18 protein-coding genes and 1 pseudogene are annotated in these 20,908 nt (G+C 67.5%); 10 read left to right on the top strand and 9 right to left on the bottom strand.

Annotated features, from left to right (window positions below; translation table 11 throughout):
* Nucleotides 1-56 precede the first annotated feature (56 nt).
* Genes DIE08_RS06845 through DIE08_RS06835 form a run of 3 tightly spaced genes read left to right on the top strand, consistent with a single transcriptional unit; the run spans nucleotide 57 to nucleotide 5,385 of the window.
* Nucleotides 57-3,278: an efflux RND transporter permease subunit gene (locus DIE08_RS06845; protein ID WP_124901391.1), complete on the top strand. Its 3,222-nt coding sequence runs from the start codon at nucleotides 57-59 to the stop codon at nucleotides 3,276-3,278.
* The gene (gene irlR, locus DIE08_RS06840; protein ID WP_124901390.1) at nucleotides 3,278-3,961 is read left to right on the top strand and encodes a heavy metal response regulator transcription factor IrlR; all 684 of its coding nucleotides are present in this window, start codon (nucleotides 3,278-3,280) and stop codon (nucleotides 3,959-3,961) included. Before DIE08_RS06845 ends, irlR begins: the two co-directional genes overlap by 1 nt.
* Nucleotides 3,958-5,385, top strand: a complete 1,428-nt coding sequence (locus DIE08_RS06835) for a heavy metal sensor histidine kinase (RefSeq protein WP_124901389.1) — start codon at nucleotides 3,958-3,960, stop codon at nucleotides 5,383-5,385. The genes irlR and DIE08_RS06835 overlap by 4 nt, the downstream gene beginning before the upstream one ends.
* 94 nt (nucleotides 5,386-5,479) lie before the next feature.
* Here the strand turns inward: DIE08_RS06835 and DIE08_RS06830 are convergent, their stop codons facing one another.
* A complete protein-coding gene (locus tag DIE08_RS06830; protein WP_124620952.1) occupies nucleotides 5,480-5,764 on the bottom strand; it encodes a DUF4148 domain-containing protein in 285 nt (94 codons plus the stop codon).
* 383 nt (nucleotides 5,765-6,147) lie between these two features.
* On the opposite strand from DIE08_RS06830, the gene DIE08_RS36055 reads away from it, so the two are divergent.
* The gene (locus tag DIE08_RS36055) at nucleotides 6,148-6,306 is read left to right on the top strand and encodes a hypothetical protein (RefSeq protein ID WP_260436469.1); all 159 of its coding nucleotides are present in this window, start codon (nucleotides 6,148-6,150) and stop codon (nucleotides 6,304-6,306) included.
* A 204-nt stretch (nucleotides 6,307-6,510) separates the two neighbouring features.
* Here DIE08_RS36055 and DIE08_RS06820 read toward each other — a convergent pair.
* Nucleotides 6,511-6,801, bottom strand: a pseudogene (locus DIE08_RS06820) (porin); the annotation flags it as partial.
* 99 nt (nucleotides 6,802-6,900) lie between these two features.
* Here DIE08_RS06820 and DIE08_RS06815 point away from each other — a divergent pair.
* Entirely contained in the window at nucleotides 6,901-7,245 is a 345-nt protein-coding gene (locus tag DIE08_RS06815) for a DUF4148 domain-containing protein (protein WP_260436474.1), read from the top strand.
* A gap of 34 nt (nucleotides 7,246-7,279) precedes the next feature.
* On the top strand, nucleotides 7,280-7,777 hold the full coding sequence (locus DIE08_RS06810; protein WP_260436468.1) for a hypothetical protein: 498 nt from the start codon (nucleotides 7,280-7,282) through the stop codon (nucleotides 7,775-7,777).
* Between the two features lie 10 nt (nucleotides 7,778-7,787).
* Here the strand turns inward: DIE08_RS06810 and DIE08_RS06805 are convergent, their stop codons facing one another.
* Together DIE08_RS06805 and DIE08_RS06800 are read right to left on the bottom strand one after the other, a co-directional pair.
* A complete protein-coding gene (locus DIE08_RS06805) occupies nucleotides 7,788-8,513 on the bottom strand; it encodes a ZIP family metal transporter (protein WP_124901386.1) in 726 nt (241 codons plus the stop codon).
* 154 nt (nucleotides 8,514-8,667) lie between these two features.
* Nucleotides 8,668-9,963, bottom strand: coding sequence for an O-acetylhomoserine aminocarboxypropyltransferase/cysteine synthase family protein (locus DIE08_RS06800; protein ID WP_059450495.1), 1,296 nt, complete (start codon nucleotides 9,961-9,963; stop codon nucleotides 8,668-8,670).
* A gap of 133 nt (nucleotides 9,964-10,096) precedes the next feature.
* On the opposite strand from DIE08_RS06800, the gene DIE08_RS06795 reads away from it, so the two are divergent.
* Nucleotides 10,097-10,765, top strand: a complete 669-nt coding sequence (locus DIE08_RS06795; protein ID WP_124901385.1) for an O-methyltransferase — start codon at nucleotides 10,097-10,099, stop codon at nucleotides 10,763-10,765.
* 108 nt (nucleotides 10,766-10,873) lie between these two features.
* Here the strand turns inward: DIE08_RS06795 and DIE08_RS06790 are convergent, their stop codons facing one another.
* The 3 genes from DIE08_RS06790 to DIE08_RS06780 form a co-directional block, all read right to left on the bottom strand.
* Nucleotides 10,874-11,689 (bottom strand): nucleotidyltransferase domain-containing protein, encoded by an 816-nt coding sequence (locus tag DIE08_RS06790; RefSeq protein WP_124901384.1) that lies wholly within the window; start codon nucleotides 11,687-11,689, stop codon nucleotides 10,874-10,876.
* Between the two features lie 56 nt (nucleotides 11,690-11,745).
* Nucleotides 11,746-12,969, bottom strand: coding sequence for an RtcB family protein (locus DIE08_RS06785; RefSeq protein ID WP_124901383.1), 1,224 nt, complete (start codon nucleotides 12,967-12,969; stop codon nucleotides 11,746-11,748).
* A 62-nt stretch (nucleotides 12,970-13,031) separates the two neighbouring features.
* Nucleotides 13,032-14,171, bottom strand: coding sequence for a slipin family protein (locus tag DIE08_RS06780; RefSeq protein WP_124901382.1), 1,140 nt, complete (start codon nucleotides 14,169-14,171; stop codon nucleotides 13,032-13,034).
* A 668-nt stretch (nucleotides 14,172-14,839) separates the two neighbouring features.
* On the opposite strand from DIE08_RS06780, the gene rtcR reads away from it, so the two are divergent.
* Nucleotides 14,840-16,456, top strand: a complete 1,617-nt coding sequence (gene rtcR, locus DIE08_RS06775) for an RNA repair transcriptional activator RtcR (RefSeq protein ID WP_124901381.1) — start codon at nucleotides 14,840-14,842, stop codon at nucleotides 16,454-16,456.
* A gap of 84 nt (nucleotides 16,457-16,540) precedes the next feature.
* Here the strand turns inward: rtcR and DIE08_RS06770 are convergent, their stop codons facing one another.
* Both DIE08_RS06770 and DIE08_RS06765 read right to left on the bottom strand, forming a co-directional pair.
* Complete coding sequence (locus DIE08_RS06770) at nucleotides 16,541-17,167, bottom strand: LysE family translocator (protein ID WP_059531846.1); 627 nt, start codon at nucleotides 17,165-17,167, stop codon at nucleotides 16,541-16,543.
* 128 nt (nucleotides 17,168-17,295) lie between these two features.
* Entirely contained in the window at nucleotides 17,296-18,204 is a 909-nt protein-coding gene (locus DIE08_RS06765; protein ID WP_124620967.1) for a LysR substrate-binding domain-containing protein, read from the bottom strand.
* Between the two features lie 108 nt (nucleotides 18,205-18,312).
* On the opposite strand from DIE08_RS06765, the gene DIE08_RS06760 reads away from it, so the two are divergent.
* Both DIE08_RS06760 and DIE08_RS06755 read left to right on the top strand, forming a co-directional pair.
* On the top strand, nucleotides 18,313-19,395 hold the full coding sequence (locus DIE08_RS06760) for a tartrate dehydrogenase (protein WP_124901380.1): 1,083 nt from the start codon (nucleotides 18,313-18,315) through the stop codon (nucleotides 19,393-19,395).
* A 195-nt stretch (nucleotides 19,396-19,590) separates the two neighbouring features.
* The gene (locus DIE08_RS06755; RefSeq protein WP_124901379.1) at nucleotides 19,591-20,901 is read left to right on the top strand and encodes an MFS transporter; all 1,311 of its coding nucleotides are present in this window, start codon (nucleotides 19,591-19,593) and stop codon (nucleotides 20,899-20,901) included.
* Nucleotides 20,902-20,908 lie beyond the last annotated feature (7 nt).

Below are 20,908 nucleotides of genomic sequence, written 5' to 3'. Positions count from 1 at the left end.
ACGTCACGCACCGACGGCCCACGCAGTGGCCGTTCCCCGCCTCAAGGAATCCTGCCATGTTTGAACGCCTGATCCGCTTTGCGATTGCGCACCGCTGGCTCGTGATGCTGGCGATCGCGGCCGTGGCCGCGCTGGGCGTGTTCAGCTACCAGAAGCTGCCGATCGATGCGGTGCCCGACATCACCAACGTGCAGGTGCAGATCAACACGGCCGCGCCCGGCTACTCGCCGCTCGAGGCCGAGCAGCGCATCACCTACCCGGTCGAGACGGTGATGGCCGGGCTGCCGGGCCTCGAACAGACGCGCTCGATTTCGCGCTACGGGCTGTCGCAGGTCACGGTGATCTTCAAGGACGGCACCGACATCTATTTCGCGCGGCAGCTCGTCAACGAGCGCATCCAGGAGGCGAAGGACAAGCTGCCGGCCGGCATCGCGCCCGCGATGGGACCGACGTCGACCGGCCTCGGCGAGATCTACCTGTGGACGGTCGAGGCCGACGCCAACGCGCGCAAGCCCGACGGCACGCGCTATACGGCGGCCGACCTGCGCGAGCTGCAGGACTGGGTCATCCGGCCGCAGCTGCGCAACGTGCGCGGCGTGACCGAGGTGAACTCGATCGGCGGCTACGTGAAGGAATACCGCGTCGCGCCCAATCCGGCGAAGTTGATGTCGTACGGGCTGACGCTCGCCGACGTCGTGCGCGCGCTGGAGCGCAACAACGACAACGTCGGCGCCGGCTACATCGAAAAGCGCGGCGAACAGTATCTCGTGCGCGTGCCGGGCCAGGCGCGCACCGTCGACGACATCGCGAACATCGTGCTGACCAACGTCGGCGGCGTGCCGGTGCGGATGAAGGAGGTCGGGCAGGTCGACATCGGCCGCGAGCTGCGTACCGGCGCCGCGACGTCGAACGGCGAGGAGGTCGTGCTCGGCACGGTGTTCATGCTGATGGGCGAGAACAGCCGCTCCGTTGCGAAGGCCGTCGCCGCGAAGATGGAGGACGTGAACCGAACGCTGCCGGCCGGCGTGAAGGCGATTCCCGTGTACGACCGCACGGTGCTCGTCGAGAAAGCCGTCGCGACGGTGAAGAAGAACCTGCTCGAAGGCGCGGTGCTGGTGATTGCCGTGCTGTTCCTGTTCCTCGGCAACATCCGCGCGGCGCTGATCACCGCGCTCGTGATTCCGCTGTCGATGCTGATGACTTTCACCGGCATGGTCAACGCGAAGGTGAGCGCGAACCTGATGAGCCTCGGTGCGCTCGACTTCGGGATCATCGTCGACGGCGCGGTGGTGATCGTCGAGAACTGCGTGCGGCGGCTCGCGCATGCTCAGTCGGCGGCCGGGCGGCCGCTCACGCGCGACGAGCGCTTTGCGGAAGTTTTCGGCGCGTCGCAGGAAGCGCGGCGCGCGTTGATCTTCGGGCAACTGATCATCATGGTGGTGTACCTGCCGATTTTTGCGCTGACCGGCGTCGAAGGCAAGATGTTCCATCCGATGGCCGTGACCGTCGTGATGGCGCTCGCGGCCGCGATGGTGCTGACCGTCACGTTCATTCCGGCGGCCGTCGCGTTGTTCATCGGCGAGCGGGTCGAGGAGAAGGAGAACCGGCTGATGGGCTGGGCGCGGCGCGCGTACGAGCCGGTGCTCGCCGCGTTCATGACGCGCCCCGCGCGCGTGATGCTCGGCGCCGGTGCGATCGTGCTGGCAACGCTCGGGCTCGCGACGCGGCTCGGCAGCGAGTTCATCCCGAGCCTGAACGAGGGCGATCTCGCGGTCGCCGCGCTGCGGATTCCCGGCACGAGCCTGTCGCAGTCGGTCGAGATGCAGAAGGCGATCGAGAAGACGTTGAAGGCGCGCTTCCCGGAAATCGAGCGCGTGTTCGCGCGCACCGGCACGGCCGAGATCGCGGCCGACCCGATGCCGCCGAACCTGTCTGACGGCTACATCATGCTGAAACCGGCCGACCGGTGGCCCGACCCGAAGAAGCCGCGCGATCGGCTCGTGCGCGAGATCGAGGCGGCGCTCGCGGAACTGCCGGGCAACGCGTACGAGTTCTCGCAGCCGATCCAGCTGCGTTTCAACGAGCTGATCTCGGGCGTGCGCAGCGACGTCGCGGTGAAGATCTTCGGCGACGACATGGCGGTGCTGAACCAGACCGGCGAGCAGATCGCGGCCGCGCTGCAGAAGGTGCCGGGCGCTTCCGAAGTGAAAGTCGAGCAGACCACCGGCCTGCCCGTGCTGACCGTCAACCTGGACCGCGACAAGCTCGCGCGCTACGGCGTGACGGTCGCCGACCTGCAGGATACCGTGGCCGCGGCCGTCGGCGGGCAGAAGGCGGGGACGCTGTTCCAGGGCGACCGGCGCTTCGACATCGTCGTGCGGCTGCCGGACGAGCTGCGCTCCGACATCGAGGCGATCAAGCGGCTGCCGATCGCGCTGCCCGCGCCGGCCGCGGGCGCCAGCGCGCCGCTCGCGCAGGCGCCGTACGTGCCGTACGTGCCGCTGGCCGAACTCGCGACGATCGAGGTCGCGCCGGGCCCGAACCAGATCAGCCGCGAGGACGGCAAGCGGCGCGTCGTCGTCAGCGCGAACGTGCGTGGCCGCGACGTCGGCTCGTTCGTCGCCGACGCGCGCGAGCAGCTGCAGCAGGACGTGCGCGTGCCGGCCGGCTACTGGGTGTCGTGGGGCGGCCAGTTCGAGCAGTTGCAGAGTGCGAGCGAGCGGCTGAAGCTCGTCGTGCCGCTCGCGCTGTTCATGGTGTTCGTGCTGCTGTTCGTGATGTTCAACAACGTGAAGGACGGGCTGCTGGTGTTCACCGGCATTCCGTTCGCGCTGAGCGGCGGCGTGGTGTCGCTGTGGCTGCGCGGGATTCCGCTTTCGATCACAGCCGCGGTCGGCTTCATCGCGCTGTCGGGCGTTGCCGTGCTCAACGGCCTCGTGATGATCTCGTTCATCCGCAACCTGCGCGATGAAGGGATGCCGCTCGACGCCGCCGTGCGCGAAGGCGCGCTCACGCGGCTGCGGCCCGTGCTGATGACCGCGCTCGTCGCGTCGCTCGGTTTCCTGCCGATGGCGTTCGCGATCGGCACCGGCGCCGAGGTGCAGCGCCCGCTTGCGACGGTCGTGATCGGCGGTATCCTGTCGTCCACGGCGCTGACGCTGCTGGTGCTGCCGGTGCTGTACCGCGTGAGCCACGCGGTGTCGTGGCGCGCGGTCTTGCGCGGCGGGTTCGGCGCGGGCGTGCTGCGGCGGCTGGGTTTCTTCAAGGGTAATGCGTGATGCGAATTCTGATTGTCGAGGATGAACCGAAAACGGGCGCCTATCTGCGCAAGGGCCTGACCGAAGCCGGCTATGTCGTCGACTGGGTGGAGGACGGCATCACGGGCCAGCACCAGGCCGAGACCGAGGAGTACGACCTGCTCGTGCTCGACGTGATGCTGCCGGGGCAGGACGGCTGGACGCTGCTGCAGAACCTGCGCCGCAGCAAGTCGACGCCCGTGTTGTTCCTCACCGCGCGCGACGACGTCGGCGATCGCGTGAAGGGGCTCGAACTCGGCGCCGATGATTACCTGGCCAAGCCTTTCGACTTCGTCGAACTCACCGCGCGCATCAAGTCGATCTTGCGGCGCGGCCAGCCGCGCGATTCGAACACGCTGCGCGTGGCCGATCTCGAACTCGACCTGACGCGCCGCAAGGCCATGCGGCAGCGCGACACGATCCTGCTGACCGCGAAGGAATTCGCGCTGCTGTGGCTGCTGATGCGTCGCGAAGGCGAGATCCTGCCGCGCGCGACGATCGCGTCGCAGGTGTGGGACATGAACTTCAACAGCGATACGAACGTCGTCGATTCCGCGATCCGGCGACTGCGCTCGAAGATTGACGACGCCTATGAACCGAAGCTGATCCACACCGTGCGCGGGATGGGCTACGTGCTCGAAGTGCGCGACGGCGCGGCGAAATGATCGCGCGCCTGCTGCCGCGCACGCTGCGCGGACGCCTGACCGCGCTGATCATCCTGTCGACGTCGGTGATCCTCGCATCGAGCGGCGTCGCGCTGTACGAGGCGTTGAGCAATCGCATCGAGACGACGGCGGCCGAGCAGATGGCCGGTATTTCGGCCGCGCTGGGCACGCACCTGGCGGAGGCGCGTTCGACGGCCGACGTCGCGCGCAACCCCGATATGTGGGTCGACCAGTTGCATGGGCATCCGAACATGGATCTGGCGATCTACGATGCGGCCGGCACGCGCATCGTCGGCACGCCGGGATTCCGGACCTACGCGCCGCTGCTGTCGACGGACGCGGGCCGCCTCCCGGTATTCGTCGCGCCGCCCGGCGTGCGGCACCAGTATCTGGTGATGACCGTGCCGCTTGCCGGCGCGGGCGCGCCCGTCGTGCGCGTCGCGGTGCAGTACGACCGCAGCGCCGACGTGCTGCTGCTGCGCACGCATGCCTATACGATCGTCGTGATCGAGGTGTTCGGCGTCGTGCTGGCGGCCGCGATCGCATACGGCATCGCGGCGCTCGGGCTGAGCCCGCTCCGGCGCTTCGCGGCGCGGGCCGAGCAGATGTCGACGAGCCGCCTGGCCCATCCGCTGCCGGAACTCGATACGTCAGGCGAACTGAAGGAGCTGGAGCATGCGTTCAACGGGATGCTTGCTCGCCTGGACGAATCGTTCACGCGGTTGAGCCAGTTCTCGTCGAATCTCGCGCACGACATGCGCACGCCGCTCACGAACCTGCAGGCGGCCGCGCAGGTCGTGCTGTCGCAGCCGCGCAGCGCGGACGAATACCGGAGCGTGATCGAGTCGAGCATTGACGAGTATCAGCGGCTGTCGAGGATGATCGAAGACATGCTGTTCCTCGCGCGCTCGGAGCAGGCCGGCACGTCGATCGACGTGCGGCGGCTCGATGCGGCCGAGGAAGCCTCGCGTGTCGCCGGCTATTACGAGCCGCTTGCGGAGGATGCGGGCGTGTCGGTGAAGGTCGACGGTTACGCATGGGTCGATGCGGATCTCACGCTGTACCAGCGCGCGTTGAGCAACCTGCTGTCCAATGCGCTGGCGTACGCGCCGCGCGGCAGCGTCGTGACGATCGATTGTTCGGAACAGGCCGGCACGACGACGATCGCCGTATCGGATACGGGGCCGGGCATCGACGCGCAGCATGTCACGCGGATTTTCGAGCGCTTCTATCGCGTCGATCCGTCGCGGCACAACTCGGCGTCGGGGACGGGCCTCGGCCTCGCGATCGTCCGGTCGATCATGAACAATCATGGCGGAGAATGCGGCGTCGACAGCGATCCCGGCCGACGCACGACATTCTGGCTGCGCTTTCCGCAGCGGCCGCCGGTCGCGCCGAACACGGTGCCGGCGGCCCATGCTTGAGATCGCACGCCGGCACGGCCGCGCGTTCGCTGCGATACGGCGGTGCGCGGCACGCTGCCTGCGATTGCGCGGCAGCGCCCGCGCCTGACCGCCATCAGCGGGTCGCGAGGCTGTCGTGATTGTCGGCCTGCGGGGCCTTCTCGCCGGCATGTACCGAAAGCCCGTGAAGCTCCTTGTTGCGCGCGACGATCTCGCTGGCCGGCGGGTACTGCGTCTTGCTCGTCGGCACCACGCCGTCGTGCTGCGCCTGCTTCAGTTCGTTGATGACTTCCGCGCGGGTCTTGCCCTGCGTTTGAGTTTGCGCGAACGCGGCTTGCGAGGCGATGCCGAGCGACAGCGTCGCGGTGACGAACAGGGCAGCGAGTTTGACCGTTTTCATTGAGTTCTCCTTGGTGGGGCCGCCGGGTGGCGATCCATGGACCCAGTATGCGAAAACAGCCGAGCGTGACCGTGATCGGCAGATGAAAAATCCGTCAGATTGCGTGGCGGCGTGTGCAACGTGCGGGCCGCGCCGACATGACGCAATCGTCATGTTCGGGTCATGCGTGCGATGAGCGGAAAGCGGAGCATGGCGCTTGCCGACGGCCGACGGTGTCGACGGCATGCGCACCGTTCGCCGCGCCGGCATGGAAGGCGGGCGGTCTCGTTTCGACTTTCGCTCCGGACCAGATCGTGGATCGCCTCGCCATTCGCCTGTCGTTGTTTGCCCTGCTGATTGCCCCGTTGGTCGCCGGTTGCGCTTCATCCCGTCCCGATACCGGAATGGCCGGATCGTCCGCACCGAAGGCCGCGCGCTATTCAGTGCCGACCGGCCTGATGCCCGGCGAGCAGATCGACTATGCGGGGCATCGCTGCGGCAATCCGAACTTCTACGTGAAGACCCATCCGTGCCTGTTCCCGAAGCGCAACGTCGCACGTTGATCCGTCACGCGTACGAAAAAAGGCCCGGCACACGCTGTGTCCGGGCCGAACGCGTAATCGTGCCGTGTGACAGCGATCCGCTTGCGTGGATTGCAACGGGCATCGCCCGTCGCGCATTCGATCGTAGCGACACGATCCATCGTGAACCTGATCGGAAGATGAAATTTTCGTCACGCGCGAGCCCGCGCGTTGCCGCTGCCCGGATCAGAAGCGATGGCGCAGCCCGAGATTGACGATCCATTGCGTGCACGTGCCGTCGTAGCCGTAGGAGCCGATCGACGCCTGCGCCGTCTGCGTGCCGTCGTCGAACGTGCGTTGCTCGACGTTCGCGCGTTGCCACGCGCCGAACGCATAGAGAGTGGCGCGTGTCGACAGCACGTAGTCCGCGCCAACCGACACCTGATGATAGGTAGCGCTCGTATCGCCACGGGCTTTCGTGTAGCTGTAGCCGATGCCGATGAGCTGGCTCGCGCTCGCCGGATAGTTGAAGATGCCGCTGTCGTCCGTGCGTCATGTGTACCGAAGCATCCCGTTGATTTGCTTCGCACTACGATCAACGGAGAAGCGCGATGACGAAATCGTCATCCTGTGTTCATGATCGCGCACCGCCGCCGGATCAATCTTGGAACTCACGTTACCCATTCCGGACAAGAAGCCAATTTCATGAACATGCGACGACCCCTGATTTCGATCGCCATTGCCACGCTGTCGATCGCCGCTTTCTCGCAGTCGGCCACCGCGCAATCCAGGACCCGGCAGGAAGTGCGCCAGGAAATGCTGCGCGCCCGCCACGACGGCATGATCCCGAGTCCGAAGCACGACTATCCGCCGAGCCCGGCCACCATCGCCCGCAATCAGGAAATCCATCGCTCGACGGTGCATCGCGGCGAATCGGCGCCGGTCGTCGATGCGCATGACGACAGCTTCGCGGTGCGTTGATATTTTTTGCGAGGAGGAATGGACGATGCGCAACATGATGAAAGCGATCCTACTGGCCGCGTGCCTGACGACGACGGGCGCGATGGCGGCCGGCTGGCCGGAACGCGCGCTGTCGCATGCGCCGGAGCACGACGTTGGCCGCCGCGCCAGCGAACGGATGCGCTGCGAGTTCGCGACCGTGCCGGCGGGCGAGTGGAGCGCGACGTTCGCGCGCGGGCAATGCGAAGTCGGGAACGGGCAGCTGACGTTGCTGCCCGCCGCTGCGGGCGCTGCGCCGGCACCGCTCGCCGAGCAGCGGATCGTGCTTCGCGAGGTCCGTACCGCGTCGCATCAGTCGCGCAAACTGAAGGAACAACTGCAACTCACCACGCGCGACGAAGTGATCGCGCTGAACGTGCTGACCGACGACGGCAGCCGCAAGTCGCGCGAACATGCGATCGACCTGTGGACCGCATTGCGCAACGAGGGCGTGACGCCCGTCAACGGCACGCGCATCGTCGATACGTATCCGACGGCCGCGACGACCTGGTGACGCTCGCGCTTCAGCCGGCCTTCACCGAACCTTCGATCAGGAAGAACACGATGAAGCCGATGAAGAATGCGGCGGTTGCAAATGGCGTCTCCGGCACTTCGTGTGCTTCGACCAGCAGTTCCTCGGTGACGAGGTAGAGCAGCGCGACCGTGCCGAGCCCGAGCAACGCCGCGTAGAGATTCGCCGGCAACCCCGCGAACACCGCATTGCCGGCGACGGCAGCGATACTCAGCAGCGCGGCCAGCGCAACGGGCACGACGATCGCGAGCAAGCGGCCGACGCCTGCCGACGCCAGCGCCGCACTGACCGACAGCGCGAGGAACAGCACTTCGAGCGTTAGCGCGATGGTCAGAATGATGCCGCTTTCGTCGCTCGCGGAGAACGCGATGCCGAGCACGAGGCCGTCGACGACGAGATCGATCGCGGTGACGAGGATCAGGCTGACCGGTAGCCGCGCGTCCTCGAATCGCGTTTCGACCGCGCCGGAAAGCGCACGGATCGCGAGCATCAGCGCGAGGCCGAACACGAAGCCGACGACGACCGGAAACAGCGCGTGCGCGCGGTCCTGCGGCAGCAACTCGAGCGCCGCCGCCGCGAACACGATGCCGCCGGTGAAATGCTGGATGACGCTCGACGTTTTCGGGCCCGGTGCGCGCCATGCGGCGGCGAGGGCGCCGAAGCAGGCCGCCAGCAGCGGCGGTAACGTGAGCAGCGCGAGCTTCGCGGTCGGTGTCATGGGGCCTCGGCAGTGGAGCGTGCCGCAGCGGGCGCTGCAGCGCACGGCGGTTTCGTGCCGGGCGTCGCCCCGGCATCAACCGGGGATTGGACACCTTGAAGCCGCTTCAAGGTCAAGACATTTGAAGCGGGCGTGTCGGCACGCCCGCGTCGGGTCACAGCTGCGCGAGCGCCTGGTCGAGATCGGCGAGCAGGTCATCGATGTGCTCGATGCCGATCGACAGCCGCACCGTTTCCTCCTTCACGCCGGCCTTCGCGAGTTCGGCCGGCGACAGTTGGCGGTGCGTCGTCGAGGCCGGATGCGTGGCGAGCGATTTCGTGTCGCCGATATTGACGAGCCGCGTGAACAGCTTCAGCGCGTCCTGGAACTTCGCGCCGCCGTCGCGGCCGCCCTTCACGCCGAACGTCAGGATGCCGGGCGCGCGGCCCGACAGGTAGCGCGCGACGAGCGGATGATCCGGATGATCGGGCAGCCCCGCGTAGTTCACCCACTCGACGTGTTCGTGGCGCGCGAGATGCTGTGCGATCTTCAGCGCGTTGTCGCTGATGCGCTCGACGCGCAGCGCGAGCGTCTCGATGCCCTGCAGGATCTGGAACGCGTTGAACGGCGAGATCGCCGCGCCCATGTTGCGCAGCGGCACGACCCGCGCGCGCCCGATATAGGCGGCCGGCCCGAACGCTTCCGTGTACACGACGCCGTGATAGCTGACGTCGGGCTCGTTGAGCCGCTTGAAGCGGTCCGCGTGCTGCGCCCACGGGAACTTGCCCGAATCGACGATCGCGCCGCCGAGGCTCGTGCCGTGGCCGCCGAGATACTTCGTCAACGAGTGCACGACGATGTCCGCACCGTGTTCGAACGGGCGCAGCAGGTACGGCGACGGCACCGTGTTGTCGACGATCAGCGGGATCCCGTGGCGATGCGCGACTTCCGCGAGCGCGGCGATATCGGTCACGTTGCCGAGCGGGTTGCCGACCGATTCCGCGAAGATCGCCTTCGTGCGCGCGTCGATCAGCGGCTCGAACGACGCCGGGTCGCGCGGATCGGCGAAGCGCGTCGTGATGCCGTATTGCGGCAGCGTATGCGCGAACAGGTTGTAGGTGCCGCCGTACAGCGAACTGGCGGACACGATGTTGTCGCCGGCTTCGGCGATCGTCTGGATCGCGTACGTGACGGCAGCCTGGCCCGACGCCAGCGCGAGCGCGCCGATGCCGCCCTCGAGCGCGGCGATCCGCTGCTCGAGCACGTCCGTCGTCGGGTTCATGATTCGCGTGTAGATGTTGCCCTGGACCTTCAGGTCGAACAGGTCCGCGCCGTGCTGCGTGTCGTCGAATGCGTACGCAACGGTCTGGTAGATCGGCACCGCGACCGCGCGCGTGGTCGGGTCGGGGCGATAGCCGCCGTGCACGGCGATGGTTTCGAGGCGCCAGTTCGAAGAGGCCTGATCGGTCATGGGTGCTCCGTCTGTTGTTGTCGTGGTCGAGCGATTATAGGAGCAGGTGCGCGGTTGCCTTTAGAACGAATGGTTGGTTGCTTATGGGGCCGTCGCGCATAGAATGCGTTTTTCCGCAGACGAAGGGTGCGCGATGGATCAGGATAAGTGGAACAGGGTGGATGCGTATTTCTCCGCGACGCTCGTGCCGTCCGACGACGTGCTCGACGCTGCGCTTGCGGCCAGCGACGCAGCCGGGCTGCCCGCGATCAACGTCGCGCCAAACCAGGGCAAGCTGCTGCAACTGCTCGCGACGATTCGCGGCGCGCGGCGCATCCTCGAAGTCGGCACGCTCGGCGGCTACAGCACGATCTGGCTCGCGCGCGCGTTGCCGCCGGGCGGCACGCTCGTGACGCTCGAACTGAACCCCGATCACGCGAAGGTCGCGACGCGGAACATCGCGCGAGCCGGGTTCGCGGACGTGGTGTCGGTGATCGTCGGCAGCGCGAAAGACAGCCTCGCGCGGCTCGTCGATGCGGGCGAGGCGCCGTTCGACTTCATCTTCATTGATGCGGACAAGGACAACAACGCCGTGTATCTCGACGCGGCGTTGAAGCTGTCGCGGCCGGGCACGGTGATCGTCGTCGACAATGTGGTGCGCGGCGGGCGCGTGGCCGATCCGGACAATCGCGAGCCCGATGCGGTCGGCGTGAGGGAAGGGTTCGCGCGTCTCGTGGCCGAGCCGAAGCTCACGACGACGGCCGTGCAGACGGTCGGGCAGAAGGGCTGGGACGGGTTCTCGATTTCGATCGTCGGCGCGTGAGGTGACGGCGGCGCGCTTGTGCGGCGCGCACATTGCTCACCGGCCGCGGCCGGGCGCGGCCCGATGCGGAAACGGCGCGATGCCTGCGGGCATCGCGCCGTTCGTTTTTCACCGACCGTCGACCACGTCGCGCAGGAACCTGTCGAGCATCGCGACGTCACCCCACGGTCGCTTGTATTCGCGATCGTGTTCGGCATCCGCGAGCATCGTCTCGACGAGCGCGTGGATCGCGGGTCGGCGTGGCCCGTATTCGCTTTCGTTCGCGCTCATCTTCAACGCGAGCAACGCATCGAGTTCCGCGCGCACCGCCGGTTCGTGCACGGTGCCGTCGACGAGCGCCGCGAAGCGCATCGGCGGCATGCCGAGCCCCATGTCGATCCAGCGCACCGCGAGCAGCGGCCGAAGCACGTACAGGTACTTCTTGTAACGCACCGTGTCGCCTTGCAGGTAGCCGCGAAAGTTCTTCTTCGCCATCGCGAGGTAGTGATGGCGCCCGCGCACCGGCGAGAAGAACGCCGACGCCAGCGACCTGAGCCGCGGCGCCCAGCGCGCGTCTTCGCGATACACGACAGGCGAGTCGAGCCATTCGAGCAGCGTCGGGTTCGACCGGCGCAGCAGTTGCAGCGCCTTGCGCAACTCCCAGCCGCTTACGTCGAGCTCGTCGTCGAGCGGCCGCTCGATCACGTCGCGTTGTGGTTCGACACTCAGGTACCAGTCGCGCCGGTGCACGTACACGAAGCGCACGTCGTAATCGCTGTCCGGCGATGCGAAGCCCCAGCCGCGGCTACCCGATTCGCATGCGAACAGCACGCTCACGTCGTGGCGGCGCTCGACTTCCGCGAGTTCCGCCATCACGCGCGCACGCACGGCCGGGTCGACCGGATGTGCGCTGCGCACGGTTGTCATTGCCTTTTCCGTTTTCATTCTTGTCGTTTCCCTTTCATTGCGCGCGGCCGCCCGGCCTTCGGCCGCGCGCCGCGCTATCCTTTCACGCACACCACCTGGCGCAGCGTGTGCACCACTTCGACGAGGCTGCGCTGTGCCGCCATCACCGCATCGATGTCCTTGTAGGCCATCGGAATCTCGTCGACGACACCCGCGTCCTTCCGGCATTCGACGCCGCGCGTCGCTCTCACCTGGTCGTCGACCGTGAAGCGGCGCTTCGCCTCGGTCCGGCTCATCGAGCGTCCGGCGCCGTGGCTGCACGAACAGAAGCTCTCCGGATTGCCGAGCCCGCGCACGATGAAGCTCTTTGCGCCCATCGAGCCCGGAATGATCCCGAGCTGCCCCTTCTGCGCGGACACCGCGCCCTTGCGGGTCACGAGCACGTCCTCGCCGAAGTGGCGTTCGCGCTGCACGTAGTTGTGGTGGCAGTTCACCGCGTGCTCGTCGACCGCGAACGGTTTCGCGATCACGCCGCGCGCCGCACCGATCACCGCTTCCATCATCGCCTGCCGGTTGCGGCGCGCGTAGTCCTGCGCCCAGCCGACCGCTTCGACGTAATCGTCGAAGTGGCGGCTGCCCTCGGTGAAATACGCGAGGTTGCGATCCGGCAGGTTCGCGACGTGCTGCCGCATGTCGGCCTGCGCGAGCTCGATGAACAGGCTGCCGATCGCGTTGCCGACGCCGCGCGAGCCGCTGTGCAGCATGAACCACACGCGATCGGCTTCGTCGATGCACACCTCGATGAAGTGATTGCCCGTGCCGAGCGTGCCCAGATGCGCATAGTGGTTCGTCTTCTCCAGCTTCGGATACTTGTCGACGATCCGCTGAAAGCCCGGCAGCAGCGACTTCCACGACTCGGTCACGGCGGCCGGCGTGCGATCGCCCCATGCACCCGGATCGCGGCGCCCCGGCACGCGGCCGTGCGGCACCGCGCGTTCGATCGCGCTGCGCAGCCCGCCGAGCGAGTCCGGCAGGTCGGACGCCGTGAGCGTCGTGCGCGCGGCCATCATCCCGCAGCCGATGTCGACGCCGACCGCGGCCGGAATGATCGCGCCTTTCGTCGGGATCACGCTGCCGATCGTCGAGCCCTTGCCGAGGTGGACGTCCGGCATCACCGCGACGTGCCTGAAGATGAACGGCATCTGCGCGGTGTTGCGCAATTGCGCGCGCGCGTCGTCCTCGACCGCGACGCCTTGCGTCCACATCTTCACCGGCTTGCCGTTCGCCAGTTCCATCACCTGATAATCCATGTCAGTCATTTGCTTCACCTGATTCATTCGTGCGGCGCGGCACCCATGCGCCGCGCCGTTTGCTTCGAGCATCACGCGCCCTTGATGCTGACGAGTCCGTTCAGCACCTGGTCGAGGCCGCCGAACACCGAGATGCGGTCGATCCGTTCCGCGACGCGCTCGAGCGTTTCCAGCTCCTTGAGCCGCAGCGCGGTCGGGTTTTCTTCCATCACCTTCGCGGTGTTCAGCAGCGAACGCGTCGCCGCCGTTTCCTCACGGCGTCGGATCACGTTCGCCTGCGCGGCCTTTTCGGCCTCGACCACCTGCGCGAGGATCGTCTTCATGTCGCCCGGCAGCACGATATCCTTCACGCCGACGCTGCGCACGTCCACGCCCGATTGCTCGAGCCGCGGGCGCACCTGGGCAATCACGATGTCGTCGATCGCCTGCTTGTCCTCCAGCAGCTCGTCGAGCGAGCGCGTGCCGACCGCCGCGCGCAGCGCGAACTGCAGTTCGCGATACAGATGTTCGACCGGCTTCTGCAACTGGCCGAACGCATGCAGCACGTCCGCATAGCGCCACGTTGCCGACAGGTTCAGCCGCAGCGCGACCTTGTCGCGCGTCAGGATTTCCTGGCCGGCGACTTCGAGCGCCTGCAGGCGCAGGTCGACGAGCTCGACCGCGACATCGCGGTTGAAGCGCCAGAACGCTGCGACACCCGCATCCAGCAGCCGCTCGATCTTGCCGTCGATCTTCAGCACACCGACGTGATACGCCGGCACCTGCGCCAGCAGCACGCCCGTCAGGCCCGCCACGCCGCGAGCACGCAGCGCCGGTTGCGCGATGCGCTTCGCGAGCGCGGCCGGCAGCATGCTGTCCTGCGCGAGGTCGACGCGCTCCAGCCGATGGGCGATGAGGCCGCGCCAGTACAGCCGGCGCGTGCCGGGCGGCATGATCTCGACGAGCACGTCGTCTTCGTAACGCAGGCCCGCTTCGTCGTCGGCCAGATCCATCGCGACGAAGTGTTGCGCGAGCACGTCCTGTGCGTCGTGACGCAGGTAGTCGGCCAATGCCGCGTCGGCGAGCGGCGCGTCGAGACGCGCGGTCTGCACCGACAGACGCTTGAACGGATCGAAGGCCTTGAACACGCCCGGTTCCAGCACCTTCACGAAATCGCCCTCATTCATCAGCAGCGCGCGTTCGTTCTTTTTCACCACATGACGCTTCCACATATTCTTGTCCTTTTCTTCAATGGCCGCCGGGCGACACGCATCGCACGGATCGGGGTGCGACGCGATCGGGCGGGCGGCGCGTGGGTCCGGCGCGGCTGCACGCGGCGACGCATCCTGCATCGCGTCGTCGAGCGCATTCGCGCGGGCCGTCCGGCCGCCCGGCCGATCGCGCGGAACCGCAACCGGTCCGACGCGCGGCGGGCCTGTCGGCCCGCACCGGCGGGTACTGCTTCTATCGACAGACCGTCCTTGCGGACGGGGTTCGGACGGGATTCGAACCCGCCACACACCGGCTCGCGCCGGCTGCTCCACCTGAATGAGCTTCCGAACAGTGGGCGCTCCGGGATTCGAACCCGGACAAGGCTGCCTCGCGCGCCCCTTTGCCTTCGTCTGTCCATGGCGGCATGCGCTGCCGCGACGAACCACGTTCGGCGGCGGCGCACCAGCAGGGCTTTGTGAACCCTGGCTCGCGGGCCAGCGGGACATCCGGCGTCTTCTATTTAGCGAGGAGCGTGCCAGCGGGCGGGGCAGGCCGCGGGGAAGGCGATCAAGCCTTTGAAGAGAAAGGACAATTCATGATTTCCGATGATTGCGGAGGGAAGGCCGCCGTATCGCGTCGTCGCTGAGTTCCGATACAATCAGATCGTTTTTTATCCCATGAGATAAACATGCGCAAGACCGTCGCCATCGGCTTTCTCGGCACCGTGCTCGACCAGGGCGGCCGTGCGCCGCGCCGCTACCGCAAGTGGCGGCCGACGGTGTCGCTCTGCATGCAGCCGGACTTCGCGATCGACCGGCTCGAGTTGCTGCATCCGCCTGGCTACGCGCGCCTCGCCAATCAGGTGCGCGACGATCTTGCGAACCTGTCGCCGCATACCGAGGTGCGGCTCACGCCGGTCACGATCCACGACCCGTGGGATTTCGAGGAGGTCTACGCGACGCTGCACGACTTTGCGCGCGCCTACCCGTTCGACCTCGACCGCGAGGACTACCTGGTCCACATCACGACCGGCACGCACGTCGCGCAGATCTGCTGGTTCCTGCTGGCGGAAGCGCGCTACCTGCCCGCGCGCCTCGTGCAGACGGGGCCGCCGAAGCAGACCGACGAGGGGCCGAGCGGGCCGGGCACGGTGTCGGTGATCGATCTCGACCTGTCGCGCTACAACCGCATCGCACAGCGCTTCACGCGCGAGCGCGACGAGACGGTGTCGTTCCTGAAGGCGGGCATCGCGACGCGCAACGCGCGCTTCAACGCGCTGATCGAGCAACTGGAGCGCGTGGCCGTGCGCTCACGCGCGCCGATGCTGCTCGTCGGTCCGACGGGCGCCGGCAAGTCGTTTCTCGCGAAACGGGTGTACGAACTGAAGCGCGGCCGCCATCGGCTCGCGGGGCCGTTCATCGAGATCAACTGCGCGACGCTGCGCGGCGACGCGGCGATGTCGACGCTGTTCGGTCACGTGAAGGGCGCGTTCACCGGCGCGCAGTCCGCACGTGCGGGCTTGCTGCGCGCGGCGGACGGCGGCCTGCTGTTTCTCGACGAAATCGGCGAACTCGGGCTCGACGAGCAGGCGATGCTACTGAAGGCGATCGAGGAGAAGCGCTTCCTGCCGGTCGGCGCGGACGTCGAGGTGGCCAGCGATTTCGAGCTGATCGCCGGCACGCACCGCGATTTGCGGCAGATGGTGGCGGCCGGCACGTTCCGCGAGGATCTGTATGCGCGGATCAATCTGTGGACGTACGACTTGCCGGGGTTGGCGCAACGGCGCGAGGACATCGAGCCGAACCTCGAATTCGAGCTCGATCGCTTCGGCCGCGAGCAGGGCGAGCAGGTGCGGTTCAACGTGGAAGCGAAGCGGCGCTATCTCGCGTTCGCGGCATCGCCGCGCGCGGCATGGGCCGGCAACTTCCGCGAGTTGTCCGCATCGGTCACGCGGATGGCGACGCTCGCCGATGCGGGGCGGATTACCGAGACGATTGCCGAGCAGGAGGTCGAGCGACTGACGCGCACGTGGTCGCAGCCGGGCGGCGCAAGTGCGTCGGACGGATGCGTCGACGCGGTATTCGGCGCGCGTGCGGCGGAACTCGACCTGTTCGACCGCGCGCAGCTCGACCGCGTGCTCGACGTGTGCCGTGCATCGGCGAGCTTGTCGGAGGCCGGCCGCGCGCTGTTCGCGGTGTCGCGGCAGAACAAGAAGCAGCCGAACGACGCGGACCGGTTGCGCAAGTATCTGGCGCGGTTCGGGCTCGATTGGGACGGCGTGCGGGACGCGCTGGGCGCGCGGTAGTCAGGCGGGCGCCGCATTCAACCGCTCACGCGCGGCAGGCCGTCGAGATCGCACGCGAGCCAGCCGGCCGCGCCGGCGCGCGCGTCAGCGCTGCTGGACCGCGACGCGCAGCCCGAGCGCGATGAAGATCGAGCCGATGATCTTCCCCTGCCAGCGCGTGAGCCACGCAAGCCGCTTCACGAGGCGGCCGAGCGGGCGGATCGAGCACGCGATCAGCGTCGTGTAGAGCGAGCTGAGCACGACGAAGATCAGCCCGAGCACCGCGAACTGCACGAACGTCGAGCCGCGTTCCGGATGCACGAACTGCGGCATGAACGCGAGGAAGAACAGCGCGGTCTTCGGGTTCAGGACTTCGGCGGGAATCGCCTGCAGGTACGCCTTCAGCGGCGTGACGGGCGACACCTTCGGCAGCGACGGATCGGACGGCCTGTCGAGCAGCGCGCGCACGCCGAGGTAGATCAGGTACGCGGCGCCGACCAGCTTCACGACGTTGAACGCGAGCGCCGACGTCATCAGCAGCGCCGACAGCCCGACCGCCGCGAACAGCGTATGCACGAAGTCGCCGCTCGCGACGCCGAGCCCGGTCAGGATGCCGGTCTTGCGGCCGCCCTGCACGGTGCGGCTCAGCACGAGCAGCACGGCGGGGCCGGGAATCAGGAACAGACCCAGTACGACGGCGGTGAAGGTGGTCAGCGTGGTCAGGTCGAACATGGCGGCTCCGGCAAGGTTGGCGCAGCGGCGAGGGATGATGCGGCGGCGCAAATTTCCCGATCATTCAGTGGTCGATTCGCCAGAATATCAGCGTTTCCGGCACCCATGCCCGCTCCGCCCGCCGCCCGTCACCCGCCAAGCTCCTCCGCCAGAAAATCCACAAAGGCCCGTATCCGCGCGGACATCTGATGCCGCTGCGCATACACCGCATAGATATCCGCGCTCGGTGTCTCGTAGTCCGGCAGCACGACGACGAGACGCCCGTCGGCCAGATAGTCGCGAATATCCCACTCGGCGCGCATCAGGATCCCGTGTCCGTCGAGCGCCCACTTCACCGCGATCTCGCCGTCGTTCGTCGTCAGGTTGCCGTTGATCCGCACGGCTTCCGTGTTGCGCGCCGCGCCGCGTCCGCTCGTCAGCCGCCAGACCCCGTAGCCTTCGTCGCCCTGCCGGATGCCGATGCAGTTGTGCCGCGTCAGCTCGTGCGGCGTGCCCGGTGTCCCGTGTCGCGCGATATACGCGGGCGCCGCGCACAGCAGCCGCCGGTTCGGCGCGAGCCGTCGCGCGACGACGCGCGTGTCGGGCGGCTCGCCGAAGCGGATGCACACGTCGAACGCGTCGTCGGTGAGCGGCGGCGGCATCACCGACAGCTGCAGCTGCACCGACACCTCCGGATAGCGCGCGACGAAGCGCGAGATCGCCGGGCCGACGTGGCTGCGTCCGAAGCCGAGCGTCGCGTTCACGCGCAGCAGCCCCTTCGGCCGCTGCTTCGCGCTGCCGAGCAGTTCGCCCAGCTCGTCCATCTGATCGAGGATCCGGCGCGCGTAGTCGAGATACACGTCGCCCTCGGGGGTCAGCATCATGCGCCGCGTCGTGCGGTTGACGAGCGTCACGCCCGCGCGCCGTTCCATCTGCGTGAGCCGCTTGCTGACGGCCGCCGCCGTCAATCCGAGTTCGCGCGCGGCCGCGCTCAGGCTGCCCGACGCGGCCAGCGTCGAGAAGAAGGCGAGATCGGCCGGCTGGACGGTATCCGTCATGACGGGATTCGTGAATTGAAGTTAAAGATGCTTTGAGTCTAGCACCGGTTCCCGCACTTCCAGTTGGGTAAAGTGCGTTCACGCTCACGATCAATCGAGGATGTTGGCATGAAGACCTACCGTATCGCGACCATTCCCGGCGACGGCATCGGCAAGGAAGTGGTGCCGGCCGGCAAGCAGGTGCTGGAAGCGCTGGCTCGCGGCAGCGACCGCTTTGCGTTCGAGTTCGAGGATTTCGACTGGGGCGCCGATTACTACCGCCGGCACGGCGCGATGATGCCGGCTGACGGCCTCGATGCGCTGCGCGGCAAGGACGCGATCCTGTTCGGCTCGGCGGGCGACCCCGACGTGCCCGATCACGTGACGCTGTGGGGCCTGCGCCTGAAGATCTGCCAGGGCTTCGACCAGTACGCGAACGTGCGCCCGACGCGCATCCTGCCCGGCATCGATGCGCCGCTGAAGCGCTGCGGGCCGGACGACCTGAACTGGGTGATCGTGCGCGAGAACTCGGAGGGCGAATACGCGGGCGTTGGCGGCCGCGTGCATCAGGGGCATCCGATCGAGGCCGCGACCGACGTGTCGATCCTCACGCGTGCCGGCGTCGAACGCATCATGCGCTTCGCATTCCGGCTTGCGCAGTTACGTCCGCGCAAGCTGCTGACCGTCATCACGAAGAGCAACGCGCAGCGTCACGCGATGGTGATGTGGGACGAGATCGCGAAGCAGGTCGCGCAGGAATTCCCCGACGTCACGTGGGACAAGGAACTCGTCGATGCCGCGACCGCGCGCATGGTGAACCGCCCGGCGTCGCTCGACACGATCGTCGCGACCAACCTGCACGCCGACATCCTCAGCGATCTCGCCGCCGCGCTGGCCGGGAGCCTCGGCATCGCGCCGACCGGCAACATCGATCCCGAGCGTCGCTATCCATCGATGTTCGAGCCGATCCACGGCTCCGCGTTCGACATCATGGGCAAGGGCCTCGCGAATCCGGTCGGCACGTTCTGGTCGGTCGTGATGCTGCTCGAGCATCTCGGTGAAACGGAAGGCGCGGCGCGCGTGATGCAGGCGATCGAGGCGGTGACGGCCGATCCGTCGCTGCATACGCGCGATCTCGGCGGCAGCGCGACGACCGCGCAGGTGACGGCGGCCGTCTGCGAGCGCGTCGCGCACGCGGCGGTCGCAGCCTGACGGCAGCACGGACTGCGCCGGCAGCGCGCGTGCGCAGCCGGCCGCCTTCCGTTCACCGCTCACCGGATTTTCCTGCCCGCGACTCGCGCATTCGACGTGAGCCGGGCGCCGGCGCACACGATTCGTCGTGACGCCGGCAAGCACCCACGGGGCTCGTGCGGACAGCGCGCGGCCCGACCTCGAAGGAGGAGACACATGCAAGCGGATCTGGAAACCCGCGTCGCGCGGAAACTGATGTGGCGCATCATTCCGTTCGTGATGCTGCTTTACTTCGTCAGCTTTCTCGATCGCGTCAACGTCGGCTTCGCGGCGATGACGATGAACAAGGCGATCGGCCTGTCGCCCACCGCGTTCGGACTCGGCGGCGGCCTGTTCTTCATCGGCTACTTTCTCTTCGAAGTGCCGAGCAACCTGATTCTCCATCGTGTCGGCGCCCGCATCTGGATCGCGCGCGTGATGATCACGTGGGGCATCGTGTCGGCGGTGTCCGCGTTCGCGGCCGGGCCGACGAGCTTCTACGTGCTGCGCTTCCTGCTCGGCGTTGCGGAAGCCGGTTTCTTTCCCGGCATCATCCTGTACCTGAGCCTGTGGTTTCCCGCGAAGCAGCGCGCAGTGGCCGCCGCGTGGTTCATGGCGGCCGCGCCGATCTCGACCGCGATCGGCTCGCCGCTGTCGGGCGCGATCATGCAGATGCCACCGATGTTCGGCCTCGCCGACTGGCAGATGCTCTACATCGTCGAGGCGCTGCCCGCGGTCGCGCTCGGCTTCGTCGTGCTGAAGTGCCTGACCGATGCGCCGTCGAAGGCCGCGTGGCTGGAGCCGGACGAGCGCGACTGGCTGATCGCGAAGCTGAAGTCCGAGGCCGACGCGCGGCACACGCATGCCGGACACACGGCCGGCGCGTGGCAGGCGCTGCGCGACCCGCGCGTGCTGGCGCTCGCGCTGATCTACTTCGGCACGTCGGCGGGCCTCTATACGCTCGGCCTGTGGGCGCCGCTGATGGTCAAGCAGTTCGGCTTCACCGCGTTGCAGACGGGCTTGCTGACCGGCATCCCGAGCATTGCCGCGGTGGTCGCGATGATCGGATGGGCACGACATTCGGATCGCACCGGCGAGCGCACCTGGCACGTCGTGATTCCGTGCGTGCTTGCCTGTATCGGCTTCGTGTTCGCGGGTCAGGCGAACACCGCGCTCCTGACCGTGCTCGCGCTGGTCGTCGTCAACATCGGGATCAGCGCCGCGAAGGCGCCGCTGTGGGCGATGCCGAGCGCGTTCCTGTCAGGCGCCGGCGCGGCCGCGGGGATCGCGATGATCAACTCGATCGGCAACCTCGGCGGGTTCGTCGGGCCGTTCGCGATCGGCTGGCTCAAGCAGTTGACGGGCGGGTATGCGGCCGGGCTATACGTGGTGGCGGGCACGCTCGCGGTGTCGGCGGTCGTCACGCTGCTGCTGAGTCGCAAGGGGGCGCGCGAGCAGGTTGTGTCGGGGGTGCGGCAGCAACATTGAGCGCGCG

It is taken from the genome of Burkholderia sp. Bp9004 (assembly GCF_003858025.1).
Classification (GTDB): Bacteria; Pseudomonadota; Gammaproteobacteria; order Burkholderiales; family Burkholderiaceae; genus Burkholderia; species Burkholderia diffusa.
The sequence above is the reverse complement of the archived record's forward strand: the minus strand, read 5'-3'. Positions and strand labels throughout refer to the sequence as shown.